The organism is Streptomyces sp. NPDC056061 (assembly GCF_042266885.1).
Taxonomy (GTDB): domain Bacteria; phylum Actinomycetota; class Actinomycetes; order Streptomycetales; family Streptomycetaceae; genus Streptomyces.
On record NZ_JBHJWQ010000001.1, the window covers coordinates 662,951 to 686,965 of the forward strand.

General features: G+C 72.6%; 19 protein-coding genes and 1 pseudogene. 6 read left to right on the plus strand and 14 right to left on the minus strand.

What is annotated here, in order from left to right:
* Positions 1-148: 148 nt before the first annotated feature.
* On the minus strand, positions 149-820 hold the full coding sequence (gene nucS / locus ACFC79_RS02885) for an endonuclease NucS (RefSeq protein ID WP_376234299.1): 672 nt from the start codon (positions 818-820) through the stop codon (positions 149-151).
* A 271-nt stretch (positions 821-1,091) separates the two neighbouring features.
* Here nucS and ACFC79_RS02890 point away from each other — a divergent pair, with 271 nt between their 5' ends.
* Entirely contained in the window at positions 1,092-1,484 is a 393-nt protein-coding gene (locus ACFC79_RS02890; RefSeq protein ID WP_365238713.1) for an SCO5389 family protein, read from the plus strand.
* 187 nt (positions 1,485-1,671) lie between these two features.
* On the opposite strand, the gene ACFC79_RS02895 is transcribed toward ACFC79_RS02890, so the two are convergent.
* Positions 1,672-2,715: an LLM class flavin-dependent oxidoreductase gene (locus ACFC79_RS02895; RefSeq protein WP_376234302.1), complete on the minus strand. Its 1,044-nt coding sequence runs from the start codon at positions 2,713-2,715 to the stop codon at positions 1,672-1,674.
* Positions 2,716-2,924: 209 nt separating this feature from the next.
* Between ACFC79_RS02895 and ACFC79_RS02900 the strand changes: the two genes are divergently transcribed.
* The gene (locus ACFC79_RS02900) at positions 2,925-3,254 is read left to right on the plus strand and encodes an ATP/GTP-binding protein (RefSeq protein ID WP_376234304.1); all 330 of its coding nucleotides are present in this window, start codon (positions 2,925-2,927) and stop codon (positions 3,252-3,254) included.
* A 53-nt stretch (positions 3,255-3,307) separates the two neighbouring features.
* Here ACFC79_RS02900 and ACFC79_RS02905 read toward each other — a convergent pair whose 3' ends face one another.
* The 7 genes from ACFC79_RS02905 to mce form a co-directional block, all read right to left on the minus strand.
* Positions 3,308-4,183: an ABC transporter permease subunit gene (locus ACFC79_RS02905; RefSeq protein ID WP_376234307.1), complete on the minus strand. Its 876-nt coding sequence runs from the start codon at positions 4,181-4,183 to the stop codon at positions 3,308-3,310.
* On the minus strand, positions 4,180-5,274 hold the full coding sequence (locus tag ACFC79_RS02910) for an ABC transporter ATP-binding protein (RefSeq protein WP_376234310.1): 1,095 nt from the start codon (positions 5,272-5,274) through the stop codon (positions 4,180-4,182). The genes ACFC79_RS02905 and ACFC79_RS02910 overlap by 4 nt, the downstream gene beginning before the upstream one ends.
* A 302-nt stretch (positions 5,275-5,576) precedes the next feature.
* A complete protein-coding gene (locus ACFC79_RS02915) occupies positions 5,577-6,356 on the minus strand; it encodes an ABC transporter permease (RefSeq protein WP_376234312.1) in 780 nt (259 codons plus the stop codon).
* Positions 6,357-6,361: 5 nt separating this feature from the next.
* On the minus strand, positions 6,362-7,402 hold the full coding sequence (locus tag ACFC79_RS02920; protein WP_376234315.1) for an ATP-binding cassette domain-containing protein: 1,041 nt from the start codon (positions 7,400-7,402) through the stop codon (positions 6,362-6,364).
* Positions 7,403-7,497: 95 nt separating this feature from the next.
* Positions 7,498-8,436, minus strand: coding sequence for a cellulose-binding protein (locus ACFC79_RS02925; RefSeq protein WP_376234317.1), 939 nt, complete (start codon positions 8,434-8,436; stop codon positions 7,498-7,500).
* Between the two features lie 182 nt (positions 8,437-8,618).
* Positions 8,619-12,545, minus strand: a complete 3,927-nt coding sequence (gene scy / locus ACFC79_RS02930; protein WP_376234319.1) for a polarized growth protein Scy — start codon at positions 12,543-12,545, stop codon at positions 8,619-8,621.
* A gap of 203 nt (positions 12,546-12,748) precedes the next feature.
* Positions 12,749-13,177, minus strand: coding sequence for a methylmalonyl-CoA epimerase (mce, locus tag ACFC79_RS02935; RefSeq protein WP_376234321.1), 429 nt, complete (start codon positions 13,175-13,177; stop codon positions 12,749-12,751).
* Positions 13,178-13,312: 135 nt separating this feature from the next.
* On the opposite strand from mce, the gene ACFC79_RS02940 reads away from it, so the two are divergent.
* The 4 genes from ACFC79_RS02940 to ACFC79_RS02955 all read left to right on the plus strand — a co-directional run bounded on the left by ACFC79_RS02940 (position 13,313) and on the right by ACFC79_RS02955 (position 20,882).
* Complete coding sequence (locus ACFC79_RS02940) at positions 13,313-14,512, plus strand: acetyl-CoA C-acetyltransferase (RefSeq protein ID WP_376234323.1); 1,200 nt, start codon at positions 13,313-13,315, stop codon at positions 14,510-14,512.
* Positions 14,513-14,642: 130 nt separating this feature from the next.
* Complete coding sequence (gene meaB / locus ACFC79_RS02945) at positions 14,643-15,599, plus strand: methylmalonyl Co-A mutase-associated GTPase MeaB (protein ID WP_376234326.1); 957 nt, start codon at positions 14,643-14,645, stop codon at positions 15,597-15,599.
* A 350-nt stretch (positions 15,600-15,949) separates the two neighbouring features.
* Positions 15,950-18,424, plus strand: a complete 2,475-nt coding sequence (locus tag ACFC79_RS02950; RefSeq protein WP_376234328.1) for a protein kinase — start codon at positions 15,950-15,952, stop codon at positions 18,422-18,424.
* Positions 18,425-18,584: 160 nt separating this feature from the next.
* Positions 18,585-20,882, plus strand: coding sequence for a protein kinase (locus ACFC79_RS02955; RefSeq protein WP_376234331.1), 2,298 nt, complete (start codon positions 18,585-18,587; stop codon positions 20,880-20,882).
* A gap of 72 nt (positions 20,883-20,954) precedes the next feature.
* Here the strand turns inward: ACFC79_RS02955 and ACFC79_RS02960 are convergent, their stop codons facing one another.
* From ACFC79_RS02960 to ACFC79_RS02980, 5 genes and pseudogenes are all read right to left on the minus strand, one after another.
* Positions 20,955-21,107, minus strand: a complete 153-nt coding sequence (locus ACFC79_RS02960; RefSeq protein WP_376234334.1) for a hypothetical protein — start codon at positions 21,105-21,107, stop codon at positions 20,955-20,957.
* A 58-nt stretch (positions 21,108-21,165) separates the two neighbouring features.
* The gene (locus ACFC79_RS02965) at positions 21,166-21,642 is read right to left on the minus strand and encodes a MarR family winged helix-turn-helix transcriptional regulator (RefSeq protein WP_376234336.1); all 477 of its coding nucleotides are present in this window, start codon (positions 21,640-21,642) and stop codon (positions 21,166-21,168) included.
* A 276-nt stretch (positions 21,643-21,918) separates the two neighbouring features.
* A pseudogene (locus tag ACFC79_RS02970) lies at positions 21,919-22,605 on the minus strand (AIM24 family protein); the annotation flags it as partial.
* Entirely contained in the window at positions 22,602-23,252 is a 651-nt protein-coding gene (locus ACFC79_RS02975; protein WP_376234338.1) for an AIM24 family protein, read from the minus strand. The pseudogene ACFC79_RS02970 and the gene ACFC79_RS02975, both read right to left, overlap by 4 nt.
* Entirely contained in the window at positions 23,252-23,881 is a 630-nt protein-coding gene (locus tag ACFC79_RS02980; protein WP_376234906.1) for an AIM24 family protein, read from the minus strand. The genes ACFC79_RS02975 and ACFC79_RS02980 overlap by 1 nt, the downstream gene beginning before the upstream one ends.
* Positions 23,882-24,015 lie beyond the last annotated feature (134 nt).

Here is a 24,015-nt window from a genome sequence, read left to right on the forward strand (position 1 = left end):
GGCCCCGCAACGCCGCGAAGCGGCCGGGGGCCGTGGGCCGGATGCCGTGCGACCCCGGAACGGCGGACGCCGGACACCTCGTGGGTGTCCGGCGTCCGCCGTTCGGCGTCCGGAAGGACGCGGGAAACAGGGAGGGGGAGGGGAGAGCTCAGAACAGGCGGAGCTTGTCGTCCTCGATGCCGCGCAGCGCGTCGTAGTCGAGGACCACGCAGTCGATACCGCGGTCGGTCGCCAGTACCCGGGCCTGCGGCTTGATCTCCTGCGCCGCGAAGACGCCCTTGACGGGGGCGAGGTGCGGGTCGCGGTTGAGCAGTTCCAGATAGCGGGTCAGCTGCTCCACGCCGTCGATGTCGCCCCGCCGCTTCAGCTCCACGGCCACGGTCCCCCCGTCCGCGTCCCGGCAGAGGATGTCGACCGGTCCGATCGCGGTGAAGTACTCGCGGCGGATCAGGGTGTAGCCCTCGCCGAGTGTCTCGATCCGGTCCGCGAGGAGTTCCTGCAGATGCGCTTCGACGCCGTCCTTGATGAGACCCGGGTCGACACCCAGCTCGTGGGACGAGTCGTGGAGGATCTCCTCCATCGTGATGATCAGTTTCTCGCCCGCCTTGTTCACCACGGTCCAGACGCCCGCGGTGTCGTCGGCGCCCTCCTTGAGGGTGCAGGGCGGCGACATCCAGTTGAGCGGTTTGTACGCCCGGTCGTCGGCGTGGATCGACACGCTCCCGTCCGCCTTGACCAGGATCAGGCGGGGGGCGGAGGGCAGGTGGGCGGTGAGCCGGCCGGCGTAGTCCACGGAACAGCGGGCGATGACGAGACGCATGGTCGGCAACGCTACTCGACGACGGGTGTTCCACGCGATTCTCCCCCCGCGGCCCTCGACCCCCGGGCACGGACCGAACCGGACGTTTTCGGTCTTGCCCCTCTTTGCTCGGCTTCGCCGATGGCCGGTTGTGTTCCCAATCTCCTGGTGCCGTATGGACCGCACCCTTACCGTGTAATCAGGAGGTCGCCGTGCGTGCACGCCGCGTCGCCGTCCTCCTGCCCTGCCCGTAAGGCCCCGGCCCGGCGTCGGGGTCGCGAGAGGAGAACCCATGTCGCTCGACGTCTCACCGGCGCTGTTGGAACAGGCCGAGCGAGGCGAAGTCGACGAAGCGGATTTCGTCGACTGCGTCCGGACCTCCCTGCCCTACGCCTGGGAGATGATCAGCTCGCTGGTGGCCCAGTTGAAGGTCGACGGCGGAGAGTTCGCCGACAACCAGACGCCCCCGCCGGACGAGCAGGCCCGTGGCCAGCTGCTGCGCGCCCTCGCGAGTGATGCGATTCGCGGTGCCCTGCAGCGGCACTTCGGGGTGCGTCTGGCCTTCCAGAACTGCCACCGCGTCGCCGTGTTCCCGCTCGATGCCTCGTCGGACGAGCGGCTGGCCCGATTCACCTCGGTGAGGGGGCAGTTGCTCAATCAGTCGCCCGAACTCCGGGACTGCTGAAACCTGTTCGGCGGATCGCGGGCTGTTCGGTCGTGATCCGCCGAACAGCCCCCGAACGCCACCGCTGTTCCGGACCGGGGAGGCGCGATCGGCTCCGGAGCTGCGGCCCGGCACCTGCAACGGCCGTGGTCGCGTCCCGCGGCCCCGCACGCCCGGCGGACTCCCCGCGCCGGTCCCTTCCCAGGTCTCAGGCGAGGAGCGGCAGGACCTCGGTGCCCAGTCGCGCCACGTTCTCCTCCGTGGCCGCCAGATCCCCCGAACCCTCCGCCAGGAGCGCGAAGCGGGTGATGCCCGTCCGCTCGGCGGTCGCGGCGAGCCGGTCCGCCGCGAGCCGGGGCGGACCCACCGGATGAAGGCCGCAGAGCAGTTCCGTGTAGGCGACCGGGTCGCGCATCATCCGGTGCCGGCCGTCGACCGTCACATGGGCGTCCAGACCCTGCCGCAGCCAGCCGGGCATCGCCTTGACGAGGGTCTCCACCGCCTCCTCGGGGCGGTCGGCGATCTGCACCACGCCCGCGGACACGTGCCCGGCCGCCCGGACGCTCTCGGGCGAACGGCCGGCCGCGAGGGCGGCGGAGCGCCACAGGGTGATCATCTCCGCCTTCTCCTCGTCCCCGCAGTGCATTCCCAGGAGCATCGGCAGGCCGTTCGCCGCGGCGAGCCGCACCGTCTTCGGCGAGGTGCACGCGACGACCACCTCGGGGCCGCAGGGCCCGTCGCCCGCGTCCCCGGCCGGCGGTTCGTCCGCGCGGGGGACCACCGCGACCTCGCGGAAGTCGTACCGCGGGCCCTTCCCGGCGACCCGCGCCCGGGTCAGCCAGTCGAGCAGCAGTTCCAGCGACTCCGGGAAGGCGTTCTCGTACGCCTCCAGGCCGCCCCCGAACACCTCCAGGTCCACCCAGGGCCCGCCCCGGCCGACGCCGAGCGTGAAACGGCCGCCGCTGGTCAGATGGAGCAACGCCGCCTGCTCGCCGAGCGCGACCGGGTGCTGGGTCGGCAGCACGCTGACCGCCGTGCCGACCCGGATCCGCCGGGTGCGGCCGAGCAGCAGCGCGGCCAGAGTGACGGCGGACGGGCAGACCCCGTACGGCACGAAGTGGTGCTCCGCCAGCCAGACCGAGTCGAGCCCCGACTCCTCCGCGACCTCGGCGGACCGGATCGCGCGATACAACGCCTCCTCCGGAGCCTGCCCCGGAAACTGGGCTGCCAGTACGAACGTTCCCACGCGCATCGCCAATTGCCTCCTTGCGGCCTACGCGGTTTCCCCTACGGGCAACAACGTCTGACACGTGCCAAGGGCACGGTCTGCCGTCAGGGTGGTGCGATTTTCCGGTAACTCACTCCGTCGGAGGCGCCGTTCCCGTACTCTGCGGCACGCACCGATCGGCCGAATGGCCCTACCCTGGACGGGAACTGCCCGGTCTGTCTGTGAGGTGTCCTGTGTCCCCGCGCCGCAACCGCCCCCGAGGCGGCGAGAGTGTTCACGAGCGAGCAGCGGAGCCGGGGGACCGGTACGGCGGCGGCGGACGCACCGAGGAGTGGCGCGGGGAGGAGTGGTCGGTCCGCCCCGTGAGCGGCGCGAGCGCGGCCGGCAAGCGGTACCGCTGCCCCGGCTGCGACCAGGAGATCCCGCCCGGCGTTCCGCACCTGGTGGCCTGGTCCGAGTACGGCGGGGTCGACGACCGCAGGCACTGGCACAAGGCATGCTGGAACGCGAAGGACCGCCGCACCACACAGGTGCAGCGGTCCAGGAACGCCCCTCGGTACTGAGCTCCCCACCGGCCGGACGGCCTCCGGGGACGAACCGTCGGCGGCCGCCCGGGTCACACGTCCCGGCGGTTCAGCATTGCGTAGGCGACGGCCATGACCACGGCCGTCACCCCGATCATGATCCACAACGGGTCCCAGCCGGTCGGACCGGAGTTGGTGACCGAGGCGTCGTAGAAGACGCTGAGCTGGCTGGGGATCGAGTAAATGAACAGCGCGCGCTGGAGGCCGAGCAGGGAGTCCGCGAACATGAAGATGCCCAGCACGAGCGGCAGCAGCACCACGCCGATCATGATCGTGACGGCCCCGGCGGAATGCCGGACCAGCGCGCCGACGGCGAGCGAGAGCAGCCCCAGCGTCGCGAGGTAGAGGCCGACGCCGACCGTGGCGCGCAGCCAGTCGTTCCCGTCGGCCGCCACGCCGTCCAGCATCGCGCTCTGCACGGCACCGACCATCGCGGTCGTCACCGTGGTGACGGTGAAGGTGAGCAGGAAGAAGACGACCGCCTTGGCCGTCAGCACCCGGGAACGGTCGGGGCAGGCCGTCAGCGTCGTGCGGATCAGGCCGGTGCCGTACTCGGACGTGACGGTCAGCACGCCGAGCGTGATCACGCAGAGCGAGCCCAGGAGCACCCCGAAGAAGCCGAAGCTGAGCTCCGGGACCTCGATCATCCGGGTCTGGGTCAGACTCAGCGTGATGCTCAGCAGCACACCGATGCCGAGCACCAGGACGACCATGACGCCGAGTGTCCACATGGTGGAGCGCACCGAGCGGATCTTGGTCCATTCGGCGGCGAGCGCGTCGGTGAAGGTGGCGGGGCGCACCGGGATGGGGGAGGCGTAGAGCAGTTCGCCCGGCGCGGCCGGCCGGTCCTGCCCGGCGGCCGACGGCTGCCGCCGGTCCGATGCCTGCGGGGTCGGCGGTGTCGTCATCGGGCGTCCTCGCTGGTCTCGCTCTTGGTCAGGTCTGCGGGCGTGATCGCGTCCGCCGCGTTCCGGTCCCTTCCGGGCGGCGGCGGGGCGTACCAGTTCTGCTGCGGCATCTCGGGGACCGGTGGCGGCTCCTCCCCGCCGGGCACGGGCTGCTGGAGCCCGGCCTTCTGGTCCTCCGTCGAGCGGTAGTCCACGGCACTCTGCGTCATCCGCATGTATGCCTCCTCCAGGGACGCCCGGTGCGGCGAGAGCTCCCACAGGCGGATGTCCGCCCCGTGGGCCAGGTCGCTGATCCGCGGCAGGGTCAGGCCGGTGACCCGCAGCGCCCCGTCCGGCTCCGGCAGGACCTGGCCGCCCGCCTCGGTCAGTGCGGCGGTGAGCTTCTCCCGCAGCTCCGGCGCGCCGTCCGCGATCCGCACCCGGGCGAAGCCCGCCGAGTTGGCGGCGATGAAGTCCTCGACGCTCATGTCGGCGAGCAGCTGCCCGCGGCCGATCACGATCAGATGCTCGGCGGTGAGCGCCATCTCGCTCATCAGGTGGCTGGAGACGAAGACCGTACGGCCCTCCGCCGCCAGCGTCTTCATCAGGTTGCGGACCCAGAGGATGCCCTCGGGGTCGAGCCCGTTGACCGGTTCGTCGAAGAGCAGCACCTGGGGGTCGCCGAGCAGGGCCGCCGCGATGCCGAGCCGCTGGCCCATGCCGAGCGAGAACCCCTTGGTCCGCATCCGGGCGACTTCGTGCAGGCCGACGACGCCGAGCACCTCGTCGACCCGGGCGGCCGGGATGCCGGCCAGCTGGGCGAGCGAGAGGAGGTGGTTGCGGGCGCTGCGTCCGCCGTGCACCGCCTTCGCGTCCAGCAGCGCGCCCACCAGTCGCGGGGCGTTCGGCAGGAGTCGGAAGGGGTGGCCGCCGATCGTGACATGGCCGGACGTCGGTTGGTCCAGGCCCAGGATCATGCGCATGGTGGTGGACTTGCCCGACCCGTTGGGACCGAGGAATCCGGTGACAGTGCCCGGCCGTACCTGGAAGGAAAGGTTGTGCACGGCCGTCCTCGCGCCGTAGCGCTTGGTCAGGCCGACTGCCTCGATCATGCTTCAGCCCCATCGACTCTTGTACGTCGTCGGGGCCGGGCCGTCCGGCCGCACACCCCCGTAAGAGGTACGAGGATATCGAGCCCTTGACGGCGGGTGCCAAGCCGTTCCGCAGCGCGTCGCCGTCGTGACGGGGCGTGCGGGGCGTCGTCGGCGCTCGCCGTGCCCGCGCCGTGCCCGTGCCGTGCCGCCGGTGCGCCGCGCCGTCGAGGTGCCGCGCTCCCGGGGCGAGGGGGGTCACGCCTCGCGCGTTCCTCGGGGCGGGTACGCCCCTTCGTTCCGCCGCCCGGGTCCGGCGGGGTTCACGCGTCGCGCTTCTTCAGGACGAGGTAGCCGCCGAGCAGCGCGGCCACCACCCACGCCACCAGGATGCCGAGCCCGCCCCACGGCCCGTACGGGCTCTGCCCGCTGTTCATCGCGTCGGGCACCACCTGCATGATCTTGGACCCGGCCCGGTCGGGGAAGTACTGGGCGACCTTCTTCGCGCCCGGCACCACCGACAGGATCTGGGACACCAGGAAGAAGAACGGCATCAGGATGCCCAGCGACAGCATGGAGCTGCGCAGCATCGTCGCCACACCCATCGAGAAGATCCCGATCAGGCCCATGTAGAGGCCGGCGCCGACCACCGCGCGCAGGACATGCGGTGCGCCGATGTCCGTGCGGTGGGCGCCGAGCAGGGCCTGTCCGAGGAAGAACGAGACGAAGCCGGTGACGAGGCCGACCGCCAGGGCCAGCGCACCGGCCACCGCGATCTTGCTGAAGAGGAACGTGCCGCGCCGGGGCACTGCCGCGAGCGAGGTGCGGATCATGCCCGAGCTGTACTCCGTGCCGACCACCAGCACGCCGAAGACGACCATGGCCAACTGGCCCAGGACCATGCCGGAGAAGCTGACGAAGGTCGGGTCGAAGGTGGCGTGCTCCATCGGCGGCAGGTCGTCGAACTGGGCGTTCATCAGGGCGCAGAGCGCCGCGCTCATCAGCACGGTGACGCCGAACGCGCAGATCAGGGTCCAGACGGTCGACGAGACCGTACGGATCTTGGTCCATTCCGAGGTCAGGGCCGCGGGTACCGATGACATCGCCCTCACACTCCCTTGCCGGTGGTGCCCGTGATGTCCGTGGTGGTGCCGGGGGTGCCGCCGGGATCCGGCGCACCGGACCGCCGGTCGTACTGCTCGCCCCAGCGCGGCCCCGCCGACGGTGGTGGTGCCCCGCCGACCTCCGCGTGCGCGTGGTACTCCACCGAATCCGCCGTCATCTGCATGAACGCTTCCTCCAGGGAGGCCCGCTGCGAGCTCAGCTCGTGCAGCACGATCCGGTGCCGGGCGGCGAGCTCGCCCAGACCCTCGCTGGTGGCGCCGTCGATCTCCAGCGTGCCGCCGCCCGCCTCCACCACGACCAGCCCCTCCGCGTGCAGCACGTCGCGCAGCCGTTCGTGCTCCGGGGAGCGCAGCCGCACATAGCTGCGGGAGTTCTGCTGGATGAAGTCGGCCATCGAGGTGTCGGCGAGCAGCCGGCCTTGTCCGATCACGATCAAATGGTCCGCGGTCAGTGCCATTTCGCTCATCAGATGGGACGAGACGAAGATCGTCCGGCCCTCGGCGGCGAGCGCCTTCATCATGGTGCGGATCCAGTGGATGCCCTCGGGGTCGAGCCCGTTGACCGGTTCGTCGAAGAGCAGCACCCGCGGGTCGCCGAGCAGGGCCGCCGCGATGCCCAGCCGCTGGCCCATGCCGAGGGAGAACCCCTTCGACTTCTTCCGGGCGACCGCCGTCAGACCGACGGTGTCCAGCACCTGGGCGACGCGGCTCGCCGGGATGCGGTTGCTCTGGGCGAGGCAGAGCAGGTTGTTGTACGCGCTGCGCCCGCCGTGCATCGATTTCGCGTCCAGCAACGCGCCGATGTACTTCAGGGGTTCGTCGAGCTCGCGGTAGTGCCTGCCGTCGATGCGCACGGAACCGCTGGTCGGGTTGTCGAGATCGAGCATCATCCGCATCGTGGTGGATTTGCCGGCCCCGTTCGGGCCCAGAAACCCCGTCACCATCCCGGGGCGGACACGGAAGGAGAGCCGGTCCACGGCGACCTTGTTCCCGAAGCGCTTGGTGAGGCCATCGAGCTCGATCATGAGTTCACGCTAGAACGGCCACGCGCCCGGCGCCACCACAGAGGTGGAGCCGGGCGCGTCGGGGCGTGGAAGCGGAACGGCTTCGACGCTACGGGTCAGCGCGTCTGCTGAGCCGGGACGCCGCGGGTCGCGGACTCGTCGTCGGCGGGGGCACCGGCGGCGGCGACCGCGGCACCCGTCAGCGTCGCCAGCATCTCGCGGACGTTGGTCAGCTGGGCGTTGATCGAGTCGCGGCGGTTGGTGAGCGCCGCCAGCTCGCGCTCCGATTCGCTGCGGATCCGGTCGGCCTTGGCATTCGCGTCGGCCACGATGTCCTCGGACTGGCGCTGCGCGGTCTCGACCGTCTGACGGGCCCGGCGCTCGGCGTCCGTACGGAGCTTCTCCGCCTCCAGGCGGAGCTGCTCGGCGCGGTGCTCGATCTCGGCGAGGCGCTTCTCGGCCTTGGCCTGACGGGACGCGAGGTCGCGCTCCGACTGGTCGCGGCGCTTGGCCAGGTTGGTCTCGAAGTCCGCGGCGGCCTGGGCGGCCTTGGCGCGGGTCTCCTCGAAGAGGGCGTCCGCCTCCTCGCGCTTCTGGGCGGCGTCCTTCTGGGCCTCGGTGCGCAGCGAGCCGGCCTCCCCCTTGGCCTTCTCGACGATGCGCACGCCCTCGTCCTCGGCCTTCGCCTTGCGCTCGGCGGCGAACGCCTCGGCGTCGTTGCGCACCTGCTGGGCGGCCGACTCGGCGAGCTCGCGGTGCTGCTCGGCGGCGCGACGGGCCTCCTCGCGCAGGTCCTTCGCCTCCTCCTCGGCCAGGCGGAGAATCTTCTCCACACGCGCACCGAGACCGGCGTACGACGGTTCGGCGTCGTTCACCTGCGCCTGGGCGTTCTGCGTTTCGAGGTGGAGTTCCTCGATGCGCTTTTCCAGAGACGTGATGCGGGCGAGGGCATTATCACGATCGGCGACGAGCTTGGTAATGCGGTCATCCACCTGACCGCGGTCGTATCCACGTCGCACGAGCTCGAAGCCGAAGGGGGAGGAAGGGTCGCTCATGGGGTTCCTGTCGAATGAGACCGGTGAGGTGTTAGGGGGAATCCTAGGGGCCGGAACGGCGTGTCATCGAGTGGATGCCTGTTTGGTCTGGAGAATGACACCCCTTTTGAGTGGCCGCCCCGGGTAACTCTTGCTACTCGGAGGGTTGAACCTCCCTACCTGGACGCGGACATGACGTAACGCTACTTCTCGGACGACTTGCCACTCGACCGAGTACCCGCCGCCGCCCCGGCCTTGACGCCGTTGCCGGAACCACCGCCCGAGCCCTTGCCGTTCGACGGCGTCTCGAACGACTCCAGGGCCTCCAGCACGTCCTGGACGCGGGAGATCTCGGTGTTGATGTCCGCGCGCCGGCGCACCAGCAGGTCGAGTTCGCGTTTGCCCTCGTCCACCGTACGCTTCGCCTCGGCAGCGGCGTCGGCCCGCAGCTTCTCGGCCTCGCGGACCAGCGTGGCCTTCTTCTGCTCGGCCTCCTTCAGCAGCGACTCGGCCCGCTTCACCGCGGCGATCCGGACCTTGCTCGCCTCCGAATTGGCGTTCGCCAGCAGCTCCTTGGCCTTCGCCTCGGCATCGTCGCGCTGCTCGGTCGCCGCCTTCATCAGCTTGTCGACACGTTCGCCCGCCGTCTTCATCTGCTCGGCGGTCTCCCGCCGGGCGCGTTCGTGCAGTTCCTCGATCTCGCCCTCGATCCGGGCCCTGAGCTCCTCGGCCCGTTCCCGGATGGCCGTGGCGTCCCGGCGCGCGCCGACCAGGAGTTCGTCGGCATCCGTACGGGCGTGCTCCACCAGGGAGTTGCCCTCGACGGTGGCCTCCGACGTGATCCGCACGGCCTCCTTGCGCGCCGCGCCGACCATGATGTCGGCCTGTTTCTCCGCCTCGGTGGCGGCCCGCAGCGCCTCCTCCTGGGCCTTGGCGACGAGCTGGTCCGCCTGTTCGGCGGCGTCTGCGCGGCGCTTCGCCGCCGCCTCTCGCGCCTCGTCGAGCAGCCGATCGGCCTCCTGACGGGCCTGGGCGCGCATCTGCTCGGCCGCGGCCTCCGCCTCGGTGCGGACCCGCTCCGACTCCTCGTGGGTGCGGGCCGCGTGCTCCTGTGCCGACGCGACGGTGGCGGCCGCCTCCGCCCGCAGCCGTTCGGCCTCGTCCGCGGCCTCGCCCGTCGTCCGGGCGGCCCGCCGGCTCGCCTCGTCGGACAGCGCCTTCGCCTGCTGCGTCGCGTCCTCGACGAGCTGGGTGGCCCGCTGCGTCGACTCCTCGACGAGCCGTCCCGCCTGCTGTGTCGCGTCCTCGACGAGCTGGGTGGCCCGCTGCGTCGACTCGGTGCCGACGCGCTCGGCCTCGCTCGTGGCCTCGCCCACCAGCCGGTCGGCCTGCGCCGCGGCCTCGGACCGCATCCGGTTGGCGTCCTCGCGGGCCTCGGCGCGGCTGCGCGCCGCGTCCTGCTCGGCCGACGCCAGCGAGTCCGACGCCTCGGTGCGCATCCGCTGGCTGTACTCCGCGGCGTCCGCGCGCAGCCGCTCCGACTCGGCGATCGCTTCCGCGACCGTCCGCTCGGCCATCGCCTTCGCGGCCTCGGACTCCTCCTGGGCCTCCCGGCGGATCCGGGCCCCGTCCTCCCCGGCCCGGTCGCGCTCCGCGTACGCGTCGGTGCGGACCCGGTCCGCCTCCTCCTGCGCCTCGGACTTCGTCCGCTCCGCGGCGTGCTCGGCGGCCGACCGCAGCCCGGCGATCTCCTCCTCGGCCTGCTCCTGGAGGCCGCTCACCGAGTCCCGCACCTTCTGCGCGGCCTGCTCGGCGGCGGCGACCAGCTCGGTGGCCCGGCCGTCCGCCTCCTCGACCAGGCGCTGCGCCTCGGTCTGCGCCTCCTCGACCCGCTTGCGGGCGGAGGCGAGGAGCTCCTCGCTCTGCTCGCGGGCCCGCTCGCGCTCCTGGTTGGCCTCGGCGCGCGCCGAGCCGAGGGTCTCCTCGGCCTCCCGGCGCCGCCGGTTCGCCTCCTCGCGTGCGGCCTCCAGCGCCTCGGCGGCCTCGGCGGCCACCCGTTCCGCGGCGGCCGCGGCCTCGGACCGCAGCCGGTCGGCGGTCTCCTGCGCCTCGGTCTTGAGCCGCTCCGCCTCGGTGGCGGCCTCGGTGCGCAGCCGTACGGCGGTGGCCTCGCCCTCCGCCCGCGACTGCGAGGCGTCCGCGGCGGCCTCCTCGCGCAGCCGCTCCGTCTCGGCCTCCGCCTGCTCGCGCAGCGTCCGCAGCCGCTCGGCCGCCTCCGTGCGCAGCCGCTCGGACTCCTCGTTCGTCTCGCGACGGATGCGCTCCGCCTCGGCGCGGGCGTCCGTGAGCGTCTGCTCGGCGGTGGTGACCTTGGTCTCCGCCTCGGTGTGCAGTCGGGTCAGTTCCTCGGCGGCCTCGGCCTGCCGGGCCGCGACCGCGCCCTCGGTCTTCTCGCGCAGCTCCGCCGCCGACCGCTCCGCCGCGGTGGTGGCGGCCTCGGCCTGCTCCTCGGCCTCGGCGCGCAGCTGCTCGGCCTCGGCACGGGCGCGCTCCAGGGCCTCCTCGGCCTGCTTGCGCAGCGCGGCGGCCCGCTCGGCGGCCTCCGTACGGACCCGCTCGCTCTCCGTGCTCGCGGTGGTGCGCAGCTCCTCCGCGTCGCCCTTCGCCTTCGCCAGCAGCTCCTCGGCGGTCTTCGCGCCCTCCTCGATCTGCTGGACGGCCTCGCGCCGGGCCTCGCCCCGGATCCGCTCGCCCTCGGCGACGGCGTCGGAACGCAGCTGCTCGGCCTCGCCGCGCAGCCTGCGCGCCTCCTCCTGGAGCTCGACCGTCTTGGCCCGGTACTCCTTGGTGTCGTCCTTGGCCGCGCCCTTGAGCTGGTCGGCCTGCTCGGCGGCCTCGCCGCGCAGCCGGTCGGCCTCGGCCTCCGCCTCGCGGCGGATCCGCTCGGCCTCCTCGCTCGCCGTCCTGGTGGTGGACCGCGCGTCCTCGGATGCCTTGGTCAGCACCTCCTCGGCGGACCTGGCGGCCTTGGCGAGCTGTGCTGCGGCGTCCTCGGCGGCGGCCGACCGGGCCTTCTCGGCGGCCTCCGACTTCAGCCGCTCCGCCTCGGCGCGGGAATCGACGAGCGCCTGCTCGGCCTCCGCCTTGAGGGCCTCGGCCTCCTTGGTCGCCTCGCCGACGAGGCGGGCGATCTCCGACCGTGCGGTACGGGTGCGCTGTTCGTTCTCCGACTCGGCGGCGGCCAGCCGCTTGACGGCGTCCTCCTTCGCCTCCGCGGAGACCTTCTCGGCCTCCAGCCGGGCCTCGCGCAGCCGGGTCTCGGCCTCCTGCATGCGCTGCTCGGCGAGCCGGTTCAGTTCGGCGGTCTGCTGCCGTGTCTGCTCGGTCTCGGCGGTCGCCGTCGAGCGCAGCCGTTCGGCGTGGCTGGTGGCCTCCTGCGCCTGCGTGGAGGCGGTGTCCAGCATCCGCTCGGCGTCCTTGCGGGCGCGCAGCAGGATCGACTCGGCCTCGGCCCGGGCCGTCTCGGCCTCGGAGCCCATCCGCTGCCGGGTCTCCTCCGCGAGCCTGCCGGCCTCCGTCCGCGCCGTCGCGAGGGCCTGTTCGGCCTCGGCCCGGGACTCCTCCAGCAGCCGCCGTGCCTGGGACTCCGTCCGGGCCCTGAGCTGCTCGGCCCAGGCGACGTTCTCGTTGACGTGCGACTCGACGGTGCGGCGGCGCTCGGCGAGTTCCTGGTCGAGCTGCTGACGCCGCTGGACCGCCTCGTTGTGCAGCTCCGCCTGGAGCCGCGCCTGGTGCTCGGCGTGCTCCTGGAGAATCCGCTGCGTCTGCGCACGGGCCTCGCGCAGTTCCCGTTCGGCGTCCGTGCGCAGCTGCTCGGCCTGGATCTGCGCGTTGCGGAGCATCTGCTCGGCCTGGTAGCCGATGTCCGCGCTGTCGTAGGCGGGACGGCTCGCGAGATTGCGCCGAGCCTCGTGCAGCTTGGCGCGCAAGACCTCGACCTGGTAACCGAGGTCCTCGGCGTGCTGTACGGCCTTCTCCCGGTCGGTCTTCAGCCGCTCCATTTCGGCTTCGAACCGCGAGAGATGGTCGTCGTCAGCTCGGTGGCTCTCCTGGCGTTCGTAGCCCCGCACTGCGCGGTCCCATCCTTCCCCGAGCTCTCAACGTTGTTCGAGCAGGGGAGACCCCAACCCTGGTCGCAACTCTCCAACGAGTACCGTTCGCCGGTGAACGGTCCCCCGGGGAATGGTGACAGATCAACGGCTGGGGACGCGGCACGACCCCGACCCGGCCCCGGCCCGGAATTGCCCACTCTACCGGGCCAGGTATGCGGAGGTCAGTGCTCCGCTGCGGACGTGACCAGTTCGGTGAGCACGCCGTGGCAGTCCTTGGGGTGCAGGAAGGTGATCCTGGACCCCATGGACCCGGTCCTGGGCTCGTCGTACAGCACCCGGACCCCCTTCCCCCGGATGTCCGCCGCGTCCGCGTCGACGTCCGCGGTGCCGAAGGCGATGTGATGGACGCCCTCCCCGTTCTTCGCCAGCCACTTCCCGACGGGCGAGTCCTCGCGGATCGGTTGCAGCAACTGGAGGTAGGAAGCGCCGCCGTCGGACGTATCGTTGATCTTGAGCATGGCCTCGCGTACGCCCTGCTCCTCGTTGATCTCGGTGTGGAAGACCTCGAACCCGTAGGTCGAGCGGTAGAACTCGACGGTCCTGTCGAGGTCGGAACAGGCGATCCCGATGTGGTCGATTCGCGTCAGCATGGAACAAGTGCAGCGCTCCGCCGATGGTTACGCAACGTGCGCGCGATCACACTCGCCGCCGGATGACGGGCGGGGTACCGCTCAGTACATTCGAGTAAACCCTCGTTCACACCTCATCCCAAGGGGCTGCGCCTCATGTCAGGAACGACTGGTAACACCTCAGTGATCGTCGCGGGCGCGCGGACGCCCATGGGTCGTCTCCTCGGCTCGCTGAAGAGCTTCTCCGCGGCCGAACTCGGCGGTTTCGCCATCAAGGCGGCGCTGGACCGGGCGGGCATCGGCGGCGACCAGGTCGACTACGTGATCATGGGGCAGGTGCTCCAGGCCGGGGCGGGCCAGATCCCGGCGCGCCAGGCCGCGGTCAAGGCCGGCATCCCGATGAACGTCCCGGCGCTCACCGTCAACAAGGTGTGCCTGTCCGGGCTCGACGCGATCGCGCTCGCCGACCAGCTGATCCGGGCCGGCGAGTTCGACGTCGTCGTCGCCGGCGGCCAGGAGTCCATGACGAACGCCCCGCACCTGCTCCCGAAGTCCCGGGAGGGCCACAAGTACGGCGCCATCGAGATGCTCGACTCGATGGCCCACGACGGCCTCACCGACGCCTACGAGAACATCCCGATGGGCGAGTCCACCGAGATCCACAACACCCGCCTGGGCCTGACCCGCGCCGACCAGGACGAGATCGGCGCGCTCTCCCACCAGCGCGCCGCCGCCGCCCAGAAGAACGGGATCTTCGAGGCCGAGATCACCCCGGTGGAGATCCCGCAGCGCAAGGGCGACCCGGTCCTCTTCGCGAAGGACGAGGGCATCCGGCCGGAGACCACCACCGAGTCCCTCGGCAAGCTGCGCCCGGCCTTCGCCAAGGACGGCACGATCACCGCGGGCACCTCCTCGCAGATCTCCGACGGCGCCGCCGCGGTCGTCGTGATGAGCAGGACCAAGGCCGAGGAACTGGGCCTGGACTGGATCGCCGAGATCGGCGCCCACGGCAACGTGGCGGGCCCGGACAACTCGCTCCAGTCGCAGCCCTCCAACGCGATCGCGCACGCCGTGAAGAAGGAGGGCATCCAGGTTGGGGACCTCGACCTGATCGAGATCAACGAGGCGTTCGCGGCGGTCGCGGTCCAGTCGATGAAGGACCTGGGCGTCACCTCGGAGAAGGTGAACGTCAACGGCGGCGCCATCGCGCTCGGCCACCCGATCGGCATGTCCGGCGCCCGTCTGGTGCTGCACCTGGCACTGGAGCTCAAGCGGCGCGGCGGCGGCACCGGGGCGGCGGCGCTGTGCGGCGGCGGCGGCCAGGGCGACGCGCTGATCATCCGCGTCCCGAAGTAGTCCCCGGGCCCTCTCGGTACCTTCCCGCTCGCGGCCCGCGAGCGGGAAAGGCCCGGGGCCGCGAGCGGGAACGGCCCGGACGGGCCGTACGTCGTACACGTGGAGCACACAGCGAGTGAACGGAGCGGTGATGGTGGACGTCCCCACCCTGGTCGAGCAGGCACGAGCCGGCCGGCCCAGGGCCGTGGCCCGGCTCATCTCCCTGGTGGAGGGGGCATCGCCGCAACTGCGCGAGGTGATGGCGGCCCTGGCGCCGCTGACGGGCAACGCGTACGTCGTCGGCCTGACCGGCTCGCCCGGCGTCGGCAAGTCCACGTCGACGTCGGCGTTGGTCTCGGCGTACCGCAAGGCGGGCAGGCGGGTCGGCGTCCTGGCCGTCGACCCGTCCTCGCCGTTCTCCGGCGGGGCGCTGCTCGGCGACCGCGTGCGGATGTCGGAGCACGCCTCCGACCCGGGCGTCTACATCCGCTCCATGGCCACCCGCGGGCATCTGGGCGGGCTCGCCTGGTCGGCGCCGCAGGCGATCCGGGTGCTGGACGCGGCGGGCTGCGACGTGATCCTGGTGGAGACGGTCGGCGTGGGCCAGTCGGAGGTGGAGATCGCCTCCCAGGCCGACACCTCCGTCGTCCTGCTGGCGCCGGGCATGGGCGACGGCATCCAGGCGGCGAAGGCCGGAATCCTGGAGATCGGCGACGTGTACGTGGTCAACAAGGCCGACCGGGACGGCGCGGACGCCACCGCGCGCGAGCTCAACCACATGCTGGGTCTCGGCGAGGCGCGCGGCCCCGGCGACTGGCGGCCGCCGATCGTGAAGACCGTCGCCGCCCGGGGCGAGGGCATCGACGAGGTCGTCGAGGCCCTGGAGAAGCACCGGGCATGGATGGAGGAGCGCGGGGTCCTCGCCGAGCGGCGCACGGCCCGCGCGGCCCGCGAGGTCGAGACCATCGCCGTCACGCGGCTGCGCGAGCGCATCGGCGACCTGCACGGCGACCGCCACCTCGGCGCGCTCGCCGAACGCATCGTCGCGGGGGGACTCGACCCGTACGCGGCGGCGGACGAACTGGTGGCCTCCCTCACCGAGAGCTGAGCCACGGCCCGGTCGGCCGCAGCCCCTCCCGGGTGACGCCGGTGCGCCGGTGTGCCGACGTGCGGACGGCCGTCGCCGCAGTGCCCGGCGGTTTCGCGACGTCGATCCGCGGCCGTTCCGCGGCGGTGGTGCGCGGGCCCGGTACGGAGGCGTGCGGGCCCCGGTGCGGGCATCCGGCCGGTCGTGGCCGCCGGTCCGTCGCCCGGTGCCGCGACGGGCGTCCGCGCCGCCGCTCCCGACACCACGTCCGATGTCGTGTCCGTGGCAAGATTGCCGCCGGACACACGCGACGGGCCCGCGGCGCTCCGTGCGTACCGGTGTTCCGTGCGTACCGACGGGGGGAGCGACGCATGCTGGGTCCGCTGCGCGAGGATTCGCCGGGACGGATCGGTCCCCACGCGATACGGGCCAGGCTCGGCGCGGGCGGGATGGGGGAGGTCTTCCTCGGACTGCGGGACGGCGACGGCGTGCCGGTCGCGGTCAAGACGGTCCGCCGCGACGTGGCCGGGGACCCCGGCTTCCGGGACCGCTTCCGCCGCGAGATCACCGTCGCCCGGTCCGTCGCCGGCCCGTACCTCGCCCCGCTGCTCGACGGGGACGCCGAGGCCGAGGTGCCCTGGCTCGCCACCGGATACGTGGCGGGACCCACCCTGTCCGCCGCCGTGCGCGGGGGAGGGGCGATGGGCGAGGCCGAGGTGCGGCTGCTCGGCGCCGGGCTCGCCCGCGCCCTGGCGGCCGTCCACGCGGCCGGGATCGTCCACCGCGACGTGAAGCCCGGCAACGTGATGCTCGCGGCCGACGGGCCGCGCCTCATCGACTTCGGGATCGCCCGGGACGTCGGCGCGACCCCGCTCACCACCACCGGCCGCATGGTCGGCAGCCCCGCCTTCATGTCGCCGGAACACGTGGCGGGCGGTGGACGCGTCGCCGCCGCCTCCGACGTCTTCTGCCTCGCCTCCGTCCTGTGTTTCGCCGCCACCGGCCGCGATCCCTTCGGGGACGGGCCGGTCGCGGCCGTGCTCTACCGGGTCAAGTACGTCGAGGCCGATCTCGACGGTGTCCCCGAGGCGCTGCGGACGGTCCTGGCGGACTGCCTGGTGGCCGACCCGGCCGCCCGCCCCACCGCCGCGGAACTCGCCGGGCGGCTGGCGGCCGGGGCCGGGGAGCGGTGGCCGGAGCCGGTGGTGCGTCAGATCGCCGAGCACGAACGCGAGCTGGCCCGGGTCGTCGCGCTCGACGGACCGCTGCTGCCCGGCCGCACCCCCACCGAGGTCGCCACCGGGGTCCGCGCGGCTCCCCATCAACTCCCCACCCGGGGGAACGACTTCACGCCCGGTCTGCATGTCGCGGCCACCCGGGGACCCGGTCCCGGCGACGCGCCCCGGCGCCGTTCCCGCCGTGTCCCGGTGGCGGTGCTCGCCGCGTTGGTCGTGCTGGGCGCGGTCATCGGGGGCGTCCTCGCCCGGCGCGAGAGCCGGAGCACCCCCGGTGGGACGACCGCGCCCGCGACGGACGGGATCGTGGCGGGCGTGGACGAGAACGGCGGCCCGGACGGATCGGGCACGGTCCCGTACGGCCGCGATGTCCGCCCGGCCGGGTGGAAGGCATCCTGGAAGGCCAAGTTCGCCCGGCCCCCGGTCGGTTGCGCCACGGGGCGCGAGGTGCTCGTCTGCCGGCTCGTCGACGGCACGTACGAGGCGCTGTCGACGGCCGACGGCCACCGGATGTGGACGCTGGACACCGGACAGGGCTCGCGCTTCGCGGGCTGGGGGCCGCGCGGCCAGTTCTTCATGCCGGCCGACGCCACCCGGCCCGCGGTGTACGACGACACCGTGCTGCTCGCCGCGGGCGGCCGGTTGCAGGCGCTGGACGCGAAGACCGGCAAGGTCGGGTGGGAGGTCCCGTCCGGCGGCGCGCACGACCTCGACAGCGCGCCGCTCGTCCTCGACGGCCTGGTCCTCGCCGCGACCACGGCCGTCCCCGACGGTGCGTCCCTGGCCGCCCACGACCTGGCCACGGGCGCCCGGAAGTGGGAGAAGCCGCTGGCCCCGCAGACCATCTCCAACGCCCAGAAGGGCAACTTCTGGCCGGTCGCCACCGACGGCTCGGTGGTGTACGCCATCGGCGAGGACGCGCCGAAGGCGTTCCGGCCCAAGGACGGCACCCTGCTGGGCACGGCCGGGGGCGAGGCCGTGCAGTCCGCGGGCGACCCGACGAACAGCGGCTGCGCGACACTGCGCGTCCGGGGCGATTCGGCCTTCTGCGACACCTCCGTCCGCAACGACGACCCGTCCGGTTTCGGGACCGATGCCATCGTGCTGCGGTACGCGACCGGGACCCTCAAGGCCCGGGGGAGGGTGCCGCTGGACGGCGATCTGGCCGCCGGGGCGAGACTGACCGCACTCGACGACCGGGTGATCACGCTGCGCCGGGGTGGCGATTCCGCGTCCGACGTGCCGGACGAACTCGTCGTCGTGGGGCGGGACGACGGCCGGACCCTCGGCAGGTTCCCGCTCGGCGGGAAGACGGCCCCGGGCATGAGCAACCCGGTCTCCGACCCGATGATCGTCGCCGACACGCTGATATGGGCGGACAGCACGACCCTGTACACGGTCCCGATCGGCTCCGACGGCACCCTGGGGTCCCTCGGCCGGACGCGCCCGGCGGGCGCCCCCGGCCCGAGCCCGACGCCGACGTACGACCCCGTCCCCGACGGCATCGACCTGGAGAAGGAGCTGCTCGACCCGCAGGTGCTGCCCGTCGGCGGCGTCGTCCACGTCGTGTACGACGACGGCACCACCGTCTCCGTGCCCCTGCCCGGGTGATTGCTGTGCCCCGCCCGCCCGGCGGGACCGGCCGACCGAACGCCCCGGGTGACCGCCGTGCCCCGTCCGGCCCGGCGGGGCCGAGCGACCCGACCGAACGAGCGACCCGAGTGCGAGTGGACCCGATGAAACCGTCGACGACCGGCCGAGGAGCCGCACCGTGATCGAGCCGCTTCCGCCCGGCCGGGCCCGGACGATCGGCCCGTACCAACTGCTCGGCCTGCTGGGCGCGGGCGGTATGGGCGAGGTGTACCTGGCCCGCCCGGCGGGCGCGGCCGATCCGTTCGCCGGGCTGGTCGCGCTGAAGACCGTGCGCCCGGACCTCGATCTCGACGACGGCTTCCGCATCCGTTTCCGCCGGGAGATCGACGCGGCGGGCGCCGTCAGCAGCCCGCGCACCGCGGCCCTAGTCGGCGGCGACGCGGGCGGCGCGCAGCCCTGGCTGGCGACCGAGTACGTGCCGGGCCCCTCGCTCGCCGAGGCGGTGACCCGCGTCGGGCCGATGCCCGAGCACGTCGTGCGCGAGACGGGCGCCGGGCTCGCCCGCGCGCTCGCCGACATGCACGCCGTGCGGGTGCTCCACCGTGATCTCAAGCCGGGCAACGTGCTGCTCGGCGCGGACGGCCCGAAGGTGATCGACTTCGGGATCGCCCAGGCATTCGACGCGACCCAGCTGACCCGGACCGGGGTCGTGGTGGGCAGCCCCGGCTACATCTCGCCCGAGCACGTCAACGGCTCGCGCGCGCTCGTTCCGGCGTCCGACGTGTTCTGCCTGGGGGCGGTCCTCGCCTTCGCGGCGGCCGGACGGGGACCGTTCGACGACTCGGACATGGCGGCGGTGATCTTCCGGATCGCGCGCGGCGAGGCCGAGCTGTCCGGCGTGCCGCCGCGGCTGCGCGGGGTGATCGAGGCGTGTCTGCGCACCGGGGCCGCGGACCGGCCGACGCCGCGGGAACTCGCCGACCTGCTGCTGCCGGGGCGGGGGGCCGCCGTCACGGCGCCGGGCGCCTTCCCCTGGACGGACGGGGTACGGGGGCTGCTCGACGAGCACGCGGCCGGGGCGCAGGCCGCCGCGCGGGCGTCGGCACCGTTTGTTGCCCCGGCCCACGACGCCACGGTTCTCGACGCCCCGGCCCGGCACCCCGCGACTCTCGTCGCGCCGCCCGGCGGGCCGGTGGCCGCGCCGGGCGGCGGACGGCGGGCGCTGCGGATCGGGGTGGCGGCAGTCGCGGTGGCGGTGTGCGCGGCGCTGGGAACGGTCCTGCTGCCGGGCCTCCTCGACGGCGGCGACGGCAACGGCAACGGCGACGGCGGTGGTGCGGGCGGCTCCGGTGCCGCCCGGACCGGAACCGTGGTCGTCCCCGGAGCGGACGCCGGTCGCACCGGGGATTTCGGTACGGCCGCCACGGAACTCGCCGCCAGGCCGGCGGGCTGGAAGGCGTGGCGGACCGAGATCGAGGGCGGCCCGGCGCCGTGCGTCCTCGCGGACGCCACGCTGGTCTGCGGCGGGCCGCGGCGCGTCACCGCGCTGGACGCCGCCGACGGGAGGAAGCGCTGGGAGGGCGAACCGGTCGGCGAGGAGGCCGGCCCGGTCGCGGTGGCCGCCGCCACCGGATCCACCGTGTACGCCTTCGAGGACGGCGCCCTGGTCGCCCGCGGTCTCACCGACGGCACCGAGCGGTGGCGGGAACCGCTGCCCGAGGGCGGCCCGGTGACCGATTCCGTCGAGTCCGGCGGAGTCCTGTACTACGCGACCGCGTCCGACGGCACCGGCCCCGCCCACGTATTCGCCCGTCGCCTCACCGGCGCGCACGGGCTCGTGTGGGACGAGGAGTGGGACGACCCGGCCGCCGGGGCCGCGCTGGCCTTCGCCGACGGGCGGCTGGTGGCGGCCGGTGACGGGGTTACCGTCTTCCGGGGCGGGGACGGCAGTCGGCTGGGCGACATCGAGGCAGGTGAGGTCACCTGCCTCAGGCCGGTCCTGAAGGGGAGTCTGCTCCTCTGCTCCGGGCCGGACGGCCTGACGGTCGTCGATGCGACGGACCCCGGCAACCGCCGGTCGGTCGCCGCCGGGGTGGACGTCGCCCACCCGCCCGCGGTATCGGACGACGGCAAGGTCGTGGTGAGCAGCGGGACGCGGACGTACGCGTTCGGTCTGTCCGACGGGCGGCAGTACTGGGCCACGTACGAGGACGCCGGGACGCCTGACCTGAACATCACCGGCACACCCGTCCTGGCCGGTTCCAAGGCCCTCGTCGTGGGCGAGAGGAAGGTGCTCTCCGTCGACATGGCCGCCGAGGGCGAGCCGGATGTCGTGGGCGAACCGCCGACCGGATGGCCTCTGCCGGATCGGAGCGGGAACGGGCCCGATCCGGCGCTCACCTCGTTCGTCGCCCGCGGGAACGTCATGTTCGTGTCCTTCGAGGACGGGACGGTGCTGTCGGCCTTCATGCCCTGAACCCGGTCCACCCCCTGCTGCTCACCGGGCCGTCACCTCCGGCCGCCCGACCGGAGATCACCCGGCAGGCTCTCAGCCGTCGTCCCGGTCGTGCCGGTCGTCCCCGTAGTCGCCGTCGTCGTGCCGGTCGTTCCCGTGGTCGCAGTCGCAGTCGCAGTCGCAGTCGCCGTCGCCGTCGCCGTCGCCGTCCCGGTCCGCCGTGACCTTCGCCGACCTCGCGTCCACGTCCAGCTCGTGGTGCCTGCCGTCCTCGCGGGCACGGCCGTCGCCGCCGCGGTGCGGGTCAGGCCCTGCCGCGCCGCCCCCGCAGGTGCTCGGCGACCGGGTCCAGCGCCGCGCGCAGATTCGCCAGGGACTCCGGCGTCAGCAGGTCCATGAAGTGCTTGCGCACCGAGGCGACGTGGTGCGGTGCCACCTTCCGCATCGTCTCCGCGCCCTCCTCCGTGAGCACCGCGTACAGGCCGCGCCGGTCGGACTCGCAGTTCTCGCGGCGGACGAGGCCCGCGCTCTCCATGCGGGTGATCTGGTGCGAGAGCCTGCTCTTGGACTGCAGCGTCGCGGTGGCGAGGTCGCTCATCCGCATGCGCTGGTCCTCCGACTCCGAGAGGTTGACCAGGATCTCGTAGTCGTTGTTGGTGAGGCCGAACGGCTGGAGGTCCTTCTCCAGTTGGTGCATCAGCAGTCTGCTGACGTCCAGGTGGGTGCGCCAGGCGCATTGCTCCGCGTCGTTCAGCCAGCGGGTGGCCGTCTCGGTCTCCATGTATGGATTCTACCTAAGAAGTTGAAAGCCGGACGAAGTGGGGAGGTGTGACGCCGGGCGCGTGCCCGGGTCCGGCCCCGGGAGCGAAGCGCAGACGTTCGACGTCACACTCCGCAGACTACCGCTCACCAACCGGAGCGATGTCGGAGATCCTGCGCCGACCGGACGGCGCGAGGAGCCGAGTTGACCGGACGGGGGCGGGGATCGCGTCGACTTCCGGCCACGTCGCACACGCCCCTCACGGCACCCGGGGCACCCGGGGCACCCGTGGTATCACGGAACGCCCGGTTGCAGCGGCGTCACGCCCCGCTGCTGCTCGGGCACCAGGGTCTCGGTCGACTGGAGCAGGACCGTGCCCGCCCCGACGAACTCGAACTGGTGCTCCTCGCCCGAGGTCCCGCCGATCCCGGTCATCGACCGCAGGCCGCCGAGCACACCGGTCAGATAGCCGTGGTCGTAGTGATGGCACGGCGAGGGGCAGTCCGCCCAGCCCACCAGCGCCTGCGGATCGACCCGCAGCGGCGGCTCCATGAACACCACGGGCCCGTTGGACGCCGCCACGAACTTCCCCGTGCCGATCAGCGTGAGGAACCCCGGCACGATCGACTGCTTCAGCGCCAACGACGGCTGGAACGCCAGCAGGTTGCCCGCCCGGATCGTCAGGTTCCCGTCGTCGAGGTCGTACGAGTTCACGTCGAAGGCGCGGTCCGCGAGCAGCATCTTGCCGCTGCCCTCGGCCACCACCCATTCGCCCGCGTGCAACGGCGAGTGGAAGCTCGTCCGCAGCAGGTGCTCGAACCGGCCGTGGCCGACGCCGTCGAACTGGATGTGCCCGTAGTAGGCGATCATCTTGCCCTTCTGCAGCAGCCACTGGCTCCCGGCCAGCTCCACGCAGAAGGTGTACGCGTTGACGTTGTCGTCCGACGGCAGCGTCATCGCGTCGAAGACCACGGGCGTGCTCACAGCTTCTCCTCCGATGCCTGGACGTACACCGTGCCGTTCCCGCTCAGCTCCAGCTGGAACGCCTCGCCGGAGCCGCGCCCCACCATCTCGCGCCAGCCGACGGAGGCGGAGAGCCGGTTGCGCACGTCGCCGCGGTGGGCGACGTACGCCTGCGGGTCCACGTGCACCTCGTGCCCCGGGGCGATCGGCATCTCGATCACCCCGCCGTGGGCCATCACGGCGACCGAGCCGTGCCCCGTCAGCGTGGTGGTGAACAGCCCCTGACCGGTCACCTGGCCGCGCACCATCCCCATCACGCCGCCCTGCGAGCCCATGAACATCGTGGACTGCTGGAGCGAGCCGTCGAAGGCGAGCAGCCGGTCCGCCTCCACGTACAGGGTGTCCCCGGTCAGGTCGATCACCTGGATGTGATGGCCGCCGTGGCCGAACATCACCGTGCCGTTCCCCTCGACCGTCATCAGCGGCGTCGCCTCGTTGGCCACCCGTCGGCCGATCATCGACATCACACCGCCCTGGCCGCCCAGGATGTTCGGCGTGAACGACACCTCGCCGCGGTAGGCGAGCATCGCGCCCCGCTGGCTGAACAGCCTCTGGCCGGGAACCACCGTCGCCTCGACCATCTTCGCGTTGATCTCGCGGAACGGCATCAGACATCGCCCCCGAGGGTGTTGCGCTCGCTGGGCTGGACGTAGACGATCCCCTCGCCCTCGAACCGGATCTGGAACGCCTCGCCCGACCCCTCGCCGATCAGTGTCCGGAAGTTCACCCCGGACTGGAACTGCTGCCGGAGATCGCCCTGATGGGCGACATAGGCGCCGGGGTCGACGAACAGCGGGTACTGCGGCGAGACCCGCAGCGCCACGGCCGAACCGTCCGACATGATCGCCACCTGGCCGGTGCCCTCGACGGTGGTGGTGAACAGCCCGTTGCCGCTCGCCCCGCCGCGCAGGCCGGTGAAGGTGGTGCCGGTGCGCAGGCCCGCGTCGGTGCAGAGCAGATTGCTCGCCTCGACGTAGAGCTTGTCGCCGTACAGCGGGACGAGACTGATCTCGCTCGCGCGGTCGGCGAAGTAGCAGGTGCCCTTTCCGGACACCTGCATCACCGCCATGTGCTCCCCGGTCAGCCGACGCGTCACCATGCCGCGCAGACCGTCGCCGCCACCGGTCATCTTCTTGAACGTCATCCGGCCGTCGTACGCGACCATCGAGCCGTTCTTCGCCCTGACGGCATCGCCGTTCAGGTCGACGGCCAGCGTTCTGCCTTGGAGTCGGAACATCGCCACCCGCCAGACGCTATCCGTAGATGTCCGGTCCGCACAGGGCACCGGGGCGGAAGCGGCCCCCGGACCTCTCCTTGATGCACACCCGGTACAGGACCGGGACGGGCTCGGGACGACCCCCGTCCGGGCCC